An 8,877-nucleotide genomic window follows, 5' to 3' on the forward strand; every position below is an offset into this window, starting at 1 on the left:
GAGAATCGTCGTTCAAAACCTTGCGTCTTCATCGGCCCGCGTCCTGTAGGGGCGAAGCATTCGGACAATAACCTATCGGTGAAAAGGTAGATTTTCTATCCGAATGCTTCGCCCGTACTTATTCAGCAAACCCTAAGTAGGTAGGCGTTAAAAATTATCAGATGCCCCCCTTATCAAGGGGGGATTAAGGGGGGATCCCCCCGCCTATCGGCACCCCCCTTATCAAGGGGGGCAGGGGGGATCGAACCTAAAATCTATTTTTAATTTAATTATAACCAGCTACTTAAGGTAATCTATTTTCTTCTCCCTTCTCTGTCACCTAAAAATAACTACCATGTCCGATTCTCCTGAATCTATCCGCAATACTAGCGTCAGCGATCAAGCTACTAATAATGATGCTCTCGGATTTGAGCCTTATGTAATAGCGATCGCTGAATTTTTGTTGCATGAGCAGACACAACCACCCCTAACTTTATCGGTTGAGGGAGAGTGGGGTAGTGGCAAGTCTTCTTTTATGAAAATGTTAGAGGAATATTTACGAGAAAAAGGAGGTCGGACGGTTTGGTTTAATGCTTGGCGACACGATAAAGCGGAGTCGGTATGGGCAGCTTTTGCGCTGTCTTTTATTAAGCAGATTTCTACGCCCAAAAATTGGCGAGATTTGCCTCGAATTATCCTAGGACACTTTAAATTACAATTATTGCGTTTTAACCTAGAAAAAGGCTTATTTGAATTAATTAAAGCTTTACCAGTAATAATTTTTGTGATTTGTGCCTCAATTGCCATTCCTTTTATTTTAATCATTTATGGAGTTGAAGGAATTAACGAATTAATCGGACTAACAACCTCTCAAGATGTTTTTTGGAGCAAAATTAATTCAGTTTTTAAGTTATTATTTACTGCGGTCGGTGTCACCTTATCAGGAGCGGGGATTTTCGCTGGTATTAAGAGTTTATTGAGAAATTTTCAAAGGTTACTCCAAAACCCTAAAAACAACCTAATTAAATACATAGAAGCCCCAGATTATAAAAAACAATCGGCATTTGTAGAAGAATTTCATGAAGATTTTGCTAAAATTGTCGATGCTTATATTGGCAATGATCGGGTATATGTATTTATTGACGATTTAGATCGTTGTGAACATCCAAAATCAGCGGACTTGATGCAGGCGATTAATTTGATGATTGCTGATGATCCTTCAGTGGTGTTTATTTTAGGAATGGACAGAGAAAAAGTAGCCGCTAGTTTAGCGGTAAAATACGAAAACATCCTCAAGTATTTACCGTCGGAAACCACAGAAATTGATCCTGATATTTTAGCGAGACGTAGTGCTAATAAAGGGTTAGCTTATGGTTATACCTTTATTGAAAAGTTTGTCCAGCTTCCCTTTTTAGTTCCCCAACCATCCCAGTCAGATTTTGAGCGTTTTTTGATTCAGCTTGCTACTTCAACTCCTCCCAATTTACAGCCAGCTAAACCTCATTTTACATTTTTTCAGTCATTCTGGGGTAAGTTTAAGTTAGCTTTACCCTGGAGAAATAATTCGCAAAAGCATCTCACTTCCCCAACAAGTAATCAGACAAGTGATTTAAAAAACTTGTCTTTAGATAATCCTTCGATAGAATCCGAACAAACCGAAAAAGAGAAAGCACAAGCAGCTGTAATTAAGCGATTAGAAGCGATTCAAGTCAACAAATCTGATAATAGAGATTCCCAAACAGTGCGGAATGTCATTATGATGGTGGCTCCTGCATTGGATTACAATCCGCGACGGATTAAACACTTTATCAATGTCTTTCGTCTCAAGGTTTATATCGCTAATGAAACTGGTTTATTTTTTGAAGAGCGAGATGAGAATGATAATTTGTTAGTTCCTTCTCTAACTTTTGAACAGTTAGGTAAATTTACTGCCATTAGTTTAAAATGGCCATTGTTATTGTCAGATTTAGAAAATGATCAGCAAATTTTAGCAAAATTAGAAGAATTTGCACTAGATGAAGAAAAAACCCAAGAATATGAAGAGTCGATTCGCTATTGGGGTAGTCATACTAAGCTTAAAGCTTTAATGGCTTACGGTCATGAAAAATCGGCAGCTAACTCTAAATTTAGCTTGGCAGAGGTAAATGTTGATAAATTATTACAAGTATCGCCCAAGATAATTCGGCAAACTGAAACTGTAATTTTACCAAACTTTAACCCAGAAATGGTGGATATACCCGCTGGTAAATTTAACATGGGTTCTAATGAGTATGAAGATGAAAAACCGATACATCAAGTAATTGTGCCAGCATTTCAGATAGGCAAATATCCCGTCACTCAAGCACAGTATCAAGCGGTGATGGGAAATAATCCTTCCAGGTTTTCAGGAAATCCCCAGAACCCGGTAGAATCTGTTACTTGGTTTAATGCTCAAGCTTTTTGTGAAAAACTGAGCCAGTTAACTGGAAAAAACTACCGTTTGCCTACAGAAACAGAATGGGAATATGCCTGTCGCGCTGGTACTGAAACCCTATTTAGTTTTGGCGATGATAAAGATAAACTAGGAGATTATGCCTGGTTTGATGGTAATTCAAATAATACAACCCATCCTGTTGGGGAAAAGCGACCTAATCCCTGGGGAATTTATGATATGCACGGCAATGTTTGCGAATGGTGTGCGGATCAATGGTATCCAAGTTATGTTAACAAACCAGACAATATTAAGGAAAACGGTAGTATCGCCTGGCTAGATAACAAGATAACTAATGAGTCATCAATGGCCTTGCGCGGCGGTTCGTGGAGCGGTCGTCCTTTCTTCTGTTTCTCAGCGGCCCGAACCGAGAGCGTTGCCTTCCTTGGCTACGATTATATAGGTTTTCGTGTTGTGTGCAGTCTCCCCCAATCAGTTAACAGTTAACAGTTAACAGTTATCAGTTGCTCCGAGCCTATATGGAAGCGCACCAATAACCAATAAAAAGATGAAGTCTAATAGGGCGAGCGTGAGAATGGAGATCGCTGTAGTTAGCCATCACCGCTTTTCAAGGTTACTTTAATGTTAGAATCGAATCACTTCTTTTAGGTTTTGCTATGCGTGCGATTGAAACCACTGGTATCCTCAATACCCAAGGGCAAATTCAACTTGATCATCCTATTCCCCAAGAAAAAGATCGGTTTGTACGCGTCATTCTTTTGATGTCGGAGGATGAACTGAACGAAAAAAACTGGCTAGATGCCGTTGCCCATAACCCTAGCTTTGCTTTTCTGCAAGATCCCGAAGAAGATATTTATACTCTTAACGATGGACAACCTGTAACTAATGAAGGGTAAAATTGTATTAATTCAATTTCCCTTCGACGATTTATCTTCCAGTAAGGTTCGTCCTGCTTATTGCCTAACCAATCAAATTGGAGGCTATCAACACATTATCTTTGCCCTAATTACCAGTCGTATTCCAGAAAATCCCCTTCATACAGATATTATTCTGAGACCAGAAAATCCAGATTTTATGATCAGTGGTCTTCGCCAATCGTCAGCCATCAGACTTGATCATTTAGTAACACTTCGCTCTTCACTGATTCAGCGTGAACTAGGCTCATTATCATTAAAAAACCAAACCTTAATTGTAGATATTTTGTCCGATATTCTACGTTCTTAAAAAAAATACGATCACTGATTTCTTCGGGGGCATTATTTAACGCAGTTTTTGGCTTTAAATTACGATAAATTTATCTGCTTTATCCGTTACGCTATGCTAACATATTCTACCGTTACTGCTACAATTGGCTCTAAAGACCACTATAACCAACTAAAACTATGACTCCAGCCACTTTTGCAGAAATACTAGAAGCAACCGAACAACTTCCCCCAGAAGATCAAGAACAACTTATTCACATTTTAAAAAAGTGAAAGACATGGACGAGGCTCAACAATACCTCAACAACTAATGGAAAGTATTCCGGCAAGATTAAAATAAATTAGGGTCATCTGGCCGCAGTCAGTTTTAACCGACTGAAAATATTACTTTGTCTGAGGAGCCTTTCAAATTGACAGACGATCGCGTTTATTGGTTAGCATGGTCAAGTATTGCTGGAGTTGGGTCAATTTCCCTAAAGCGACTCTATCAACATTTTGGCAGTGTCGCTGTGGCCTGGAATGCCACCGATACTGCGATCGCAGAAGTGGCGGGATTTGGCAAAAAGTTAATGGTAGCGGTACGGGAAGGGCGATCGCAAATTGACCCAGAAGCTCTTTTCGCCGAACATATCCAGAAAAACCCCCTTTTTTGGACTCCTAGTGACCCAGAATATCCCCGCTTTCTCTGGGAAATTCCCAGTCCTCCCCCCTTACTTTACTATCAAGGAAAGGTCAATTTAGAGGAAAATCAGGGAAATATCCCCACCGTCGCCATTGTGGGTACTCGTAACCCCACGGATCACGGCCGGCGCTGGGCGCGGCGCTTAAGTACCCTTTTGGCCCAACAGGGATTTACTATTGTTTCTGGCATGGCCGAAGGAATTGATGGCGAGGCACACCAAAGCTGTTTAAAAGCGGGGGGAAGAACGATTGCCGTCTTGGGAACGGGGGTCGATGTGGTTTATCCTAGTCGTCATCGGCAGCTACAGGCGGACATCCAAAAGCAGGGTTTAGTCATTAGTGAACATCCCGCCGCAACTCAGCCGAATAAAGCCCATTTTCCCAGTCGTAATCGCATTATCGCCGGTTTAAGTCGCGCGACGATTGTTATCGAGGCCCCCGAAAGATCAGGCTCCCTGATCACGGCCAGTTATGCTAACGAATTTGGCGGCGATATCTATGCTTTACCCAATTCTCCCGATATTGCTGCCGCTAGGGGTTGTTTACAACTGATTCATCAGGGGGCAGAAATTATCGTTTCTGAGGAGAAATTATTAGAAATGTTGGGGGCAATTCCCACCACGAACCAATCTGCACCGGTTAATCTCTCCCCTTCACTCCCTCTAGAGACATCCCCGGTCGTTAATGCTGCTCCTCCAGTCAATCTAGAACCTAGACTAGCACAAGTGTATCAGTTATTTGACAGAGATGCCCTGTTGTTTGACATTATTGTTCAAAAAATGCAAATCCCCACCTCAGAAGTGGCGGGGATCTTATTGGAATTAGAATTAATAGGTTTAGTGACTCAGTTACCCGGTATGCGTTACCAGAAAACCTAGTCAACTCCCAGGAGTTTATTTAGGGTGGTAGCTAAAGTGGTTTTCGGTACAGCCCCGACCACCATATCAACTTTTTGACCTTCTTTGAAGATCATCAGAGTAGGAATACTGCGAATCCCGTACTGACTAGCGATATTGGGGTTTTCGTCGGTGTTGAGTTTCACCACCTTGACTTGCCCTATGAACATTTCGGCAATTTCTGCGACAACGGGAGCCACCATTCGACAGGGGCCGCACCAAGGAGCCCAGAAATCCACTAGGACAAGGTCGGTACTATCTAAAACTTCGACTTTAAAGTTGGCATCTGTAACTGCAGGAACCTCTGGCATACTTAAGAAATCCTCTAGTAATCACGGTCATCTAGAATACGCAAAAATTCCATTCTAGAGATTCGTGGTGCGATGTTGACATTCCACTGGTGAAAAGGACGAGAACTAGCTCTAAATCCACTATAGAGGCCTTAACTTGCATCAGAGGTAGCTTCTTGGATCAATTTCACAAGGGGCATTCTTCTATTTTATAACCCTAGAGGCTCTATTTTGACTTTTTTTTGATAAAGTTTTGTAATATTGCCCGAGTCAAGGATGGGTGATGGCAGCCGGATAAAATTTTCTTGAAGAAAAACCCGAAAAGTCAGCGATTTTATCTAGACTTAACCTGAGTTTGATTATGATCGCCATAGGCCACCTCCTAATTGAGCTTTTCTATGAAAATTCTGGTCTTAAATGCGGGATCGAGCAGTCAAAAAAGTTGTTTGTACGATTTAGAGTTTCTCCCTGGCCATCCTCCGCAACCAATTTGGCAAGCGGGGATCGATTGGACAGTTAACCCTGATTACGCGGTTTTAACAGTCAAAGCTCAGGGAATTAAACAGGAAATTAATCTTTTTAGTCAAGACCGTCCGGCGGCAATTGCTCGGATGTTAGATACCTTAGTCACTGGCGAAACTAAGGTACTGGCCAATTTCGCCGACATTAGTATAGTCGGTCATCGAGTTGTCCATGGTGGCACGGAATATTCCCAGGCTACCATGATCACTCCCCAGGTCAAAGAAACGATTAAAAAGCTGATTCCCCTGGCTCCTAGCCATAATCCCGCTCATTTAGAAGGAATTGAGGCAATCGAGCAAGTTTTGGGCGATGTTCCTCAAGTAGCAGTGTTTGACACCGCTTTTCATCGTTCTATCCCCCCTGAGTCTTCTCTTTATCCCATTCCCTACCAATGGAGTGAACTGGGAATCCGTCGCTATGGTTTCCATGGCACCAGTCATCAGTACTGCTCGCAACGGGCCGCCGAATTGTTGGGAAAACCCCTAGAATCGTTGAAAATGGTGATCTGTCATCTGGGCAATGGTGCTTCCCTATCGGCAGTCAAGGGGGGTAAAAGTATCGATACTACTATGGGGTTTACTCCCCTAGAGGGATTGATGATGGGAACCCGCAGCGGTTCGATCGATCCAGGGATTCTGATTTATCTAGAGCGAGAATATCAATATAATCCCGATAGTTTAAATAGTTTACTCCATAAAGAATCCGGTTTAAAGGGAATTTCTGGTATTTCTGGGGATATGCGGGCAATTACCACGGCGATGGCCGAAGGCAACCAGAGGGCTAAATTAGCATTTGAGATGTATATTCATCGTCTGAAAGGTTTAATCGGATCGATGATTGCTTCTCTAGAGGGGTTAGATGTGTTGGTATTTACGGCAGGAATCGGCGAAAATTCAGCTTTAGTACGGGAAAAAGCCAGTCAAGGCTGGCCTTTTTTGGGTTTAGAGTTAGATTTGGCTAAAAATGCCGCTCGTCCCCGGGATGAGGATATCGCCACCGACACATCTAAAGTAAAAGTGATGGTAATTGCCACGGCGGAAGATTGGGCGATCGCACGAGAATGCTGGCATTTATACCCATAGACCTCATCTTTGGCCATTCTCTTTTGGCTCTTCCGTTGTGGGAATCTCCATAATCGGATGGTTGAGAGCAATCATCAAATGGTCTCCCTCTTGGCTAATACTGCTCGGACTGCTCGCCATTTGGGAGAGGGGATCATTGCGTCCCGAGACGAAGTAGGAGCCAACAGCGATCGCCATAGCGGTGAAAATTGCGCCACCATAAACATAATATTGCCGACGACGCTGACCATCGACTTTTCTGAACACCTGTTCTGCCAATCGGTCGCTGGCCATAGTAACCGGTACGGGAATCTGCCTTAAATTAGTTTGTAATCCCAAGAGCTGCCGATAGAGTTTTTTAGCGGCAGCATCATGGTCTAACCAATGCTGAACTAGCTTCCTTTCCTCTACCGTTACTTCGTTATCAATATAGGCGCTAATTAAATCAAAACGATGAGCTTCTTCGTTATCCTCATCTAAGAACAAAATATCCTCGGTTGCGGAGTTGGAATTGCCCTCATCGTGACGTAACAAAGACTTGATCCATTGAACGTCTTCGGGTTGATAATTATTCATGGTTGACCTCGACCAGAAGCGATCGGTATACAATCACTTTTTACCAGCACGGAGCTAGTTAAATTTAACGACTCCTCACTTCGGCCGTTAGTGCCGAATCACCACAACTTTCTTTAGCCTTCCGTAAAATAGGGCTGTAAAACAGATTGTAATTTAGCGCGAGCGCGAGCAATGCGAGATTTAACAGTTCCTAAAGAAACTCCCGTGATCTCGGCAATTTCTTCGTAGGCCATGCCTTCAATTTCTCGGAGAATAATAGTTGTCCGAAAAGCTTCTGGTAAATCAGCGATCGCAGACTGTAATTGATCGTAGAATTCGTGGGTGGTGAGATGTTCATCGGGACTGGGGTAATCGGACTCGATATCCCAATCGATTTCGCCATCTTCCACGCGCCGGGGAGCATCCAGAGAAATGGGGTGATTAACCCGCTTGCGTTTCCGCAATTCGTCGTAAAAAAGATTAGTAGCAATGCGACTTAACCAACCGCGGAACTTGAGGGGTTCATGGAGACGGTTAATATTGCGATAGACGCGAATCCAGACCTCTTGGGCCAAATCGGCGCGATCTTGCCAATCGGGAGCCAAATGATAGAGTAATTTATCAATATGAGCTTGATAGCGCCGCAGCAGTTCCGCAAAAGCTGCCCGATCAGGCTGACACCCTTCCTGACAGCGTGCAATCAGATCATAGTTGGAGAGTTTGTCAGGGGACACGGGGTTTTGAGACTTTTTGGCCTCGAGTGACCAAGATGCTGGAATCGATTGACTCATGGGATTTCCTCTAAGGATATAAACTCCTCACTCAGGGCTTGAGGACGGGAGAAGTTAGCAAAGGTTCCCGAAAATAAATAATTTTTTTTCCATATTTTGATTCTAACTGATCGAACCGAGTGGATCGGGTTGGTAATTGCTGGACTGCGATTTGAGCGGGGCATTCAATGTTTGACCTTCTCGTTCGGCCACGGGGCTGAAACCCTTACTAAGCAGTTATTTCAGCCACTGCAGCCCTATTTGATGCCTAAACAGTTCCTACTTATGAAAAACGCTGTCACCACCATCAAGAGCTAATTAGAACAAAATTACTAGACAAAAAAGCCCCACCAAAAAAGCTGAAAAGCTGAAAAGCTTACGTAGCAAGGGATAGAAAAAAGATCAAAAAATTTTGCCAAAAGGGGTTGACAAACTTAGGGAAGTTAGATACATTGGTAAATGCGCGGTTGAAGCAAAGCGAAAGCGAAGC

At 43.0% G+C, this 8,877-nt stretch carries 8 protein-coding genes; 5 read left to right on the plus strand and 3 right to left on the minus strand.

The window, feature by feature from the left end; genetic code table 11:
• The first annotated feature begins 334 nt into the window (after positions 1 to 334).
• From IM475_RS17795 to dprA, 4 genes are all read left to right on the plus strand, one after another.
• On the plus strand, positions 335 to 2,896 hold the full coding sequence (locus IM475_RS17795) for an SUMF1/EgtB/PvdO family nonheme iron enzyme (RefSeq protein WP_287728592.1): 2,562 nt from the start codon (positions 335 to 337) through the stop codon (positions 2,894 to 2,896).
• Positions 2,897 to 3,066: 170 nt separating this feature from the next.
• The gene (locus tag IM475_RS17800; protein ID WP_287676584.1) at positions 3,067 to 3,306 is read left to right on the plus strand and encodes a hypothetical protein; all 240 of its coding nucleotides are present in this window, start codon (positions 3,067 to 3,069) and stop codon (positions 3,304 to 3,306) included.
• Positions 3,296 to 3,634, plus strand: coding sequence for a type II toxin-antitoxin system PemK/MazF family toxin (locus IM475_RS17805; RefSeq protein ID WP_190722555.1), 339 nt, complete (start codon positions 3,296 to 3,298; stop codon positions 3,632 to 3,634). Before IM475_RS17800 ends, IM475_RS17805 begins: the two co-directional genes overlap by 11 nt.
• 388 nt (positions 3,635 to 4,022) lie before the next feature.
• Positions 4,023 to 5,171, plus strand: a complete 1,149-nt coding sequence (gene dprA, locus IM475_RS17810; RefSeq protein ID WP_287728594.1) for a DNA-processing protein DprA — start codon at positions 4,023 to 4,025, stop codon at positions 5,169 to 5,171.
• Here dprA and trxA read toward each other — a convergent pair.
• On the minus strand, positions 5,168 to 5,500 hold the full coding sequence (gene trxA, locus IM475_RS17815; protein WP_287728595.1) for a thioredoxin: 333 nt from the start codon (positions 5,498 to 5,500) through the stop codon (positions 5,168 to 5,170). The two genes, dprA and trxA, sit on opposite strands and share 4 nt — an antisense overlap.
• 377 nt (positions 5,501 to 5,877) lie before the next feature.
• On the opposite strand from trxA, the gene IM475_RS17820 reads away from it, so the two are divergent.
• Positions 5,878 to 7,083 (plus strand): acetate kinase, encoded by a 1,206-nt coding sequence (locus IM475_RS17820; protein ID WP_287728596.1) that lies wholly within the window; start codon positions 5,878 to 5,880, stop codon positions 7,081 to 7,083.
• Positions 7,084 to 7,086: 3 nt separating this feature from the next.
• Here the strand turns inward: IM475_RS17820 and IM475_RS17825 are convergent, their stop codons facing one another.
• On the minus strand, positions 7,087 to 7,638 hold the full coding sequence (locus IM475_RS17825) for an anti-sigma factor family protein (RefSeq protein ID WP_287728598.1): 552 nt from the start codon (positions 7,636 to 7,638) through the stop codon (positions 7,087 to 7,089).
• A 113-nt stretch (positions 7,639 to 7,751) separates the two neighbouring features.
• Positions 7,752 to 8,408 (minus strand): sigma-70 family RNA polymerase sigma factor, encoded by a 657-nt coding sequence (locus IM475_RS17830; RefSeq protein WP_287728599.1) that lies wholly within the window; start codon positions 8,406 to 8,408, stop codon positions 7,752 to 7,754.
• Positions 8,409 to 8,877 lie beyond the last annotated feature (469 nt).

This window comes from Microcystis sp. M061S2 (assembly GCF_020245605.1).
Taxonomy (GTDB): Bacteria; Cyanobacteriota; Cyanobacteriia; order Cyanobacteriales; family Microcystaceae; genus Microcystis.

Excerpts from the sequence above, each read along its gene's own strand:
- IM475_RS17830 (WP_287728599.1), bottom strand. The coding sequence starts at position 8,408 with ATGAGTCAATCGATTCCAGCATCTTGGTCACTCGAGGCCAAAAAGTCT.
- trxA (WP_287728595.1), bottom strand. The coding sequence starts at position 5,500 with ATGCCAGAGGTTCCTGCAGTTACAGATGCCAACTTTAAAGTCGAAGTT.
- IM475_RS17800 (WP_287676584.1), top strand. The coding sequence starts at position 3,067 with ATGCGTGCGATTGAAACCACTGGTATCCTCAATACCCAAGGGCAAATT.
- IM475_RS17825 (WP_287728598.1), bottom strand. The coding sequence starts at position 7,638 with ATGAATAATTATCAACCCGAAGACGTTCAATGGATCAAGTCTTTGTTA.
- IM475_RS17820 (WP_287728596.1), top strand. The coding sequence starts at position 5,878 with ATGAAAATTCTGGTCTTAAATGCGGGATCGAGCAGTCAAAAAAGTTGT.
- IM475_RS17805 (WP_190722555.1), top strand. The coding sequence starts at position 3,296 with ATGAAGGGTAAAATTGTATTAATTCAATTTCCCTTCGACGATTTATCT.
- IM475_RS17795 (WP_287728592.1), top strand. The coding sequence starts at position 335 with ATGTCCGATTCTCCTGAATCTATCCGCAATACTAGCGTCAGCGATCAA.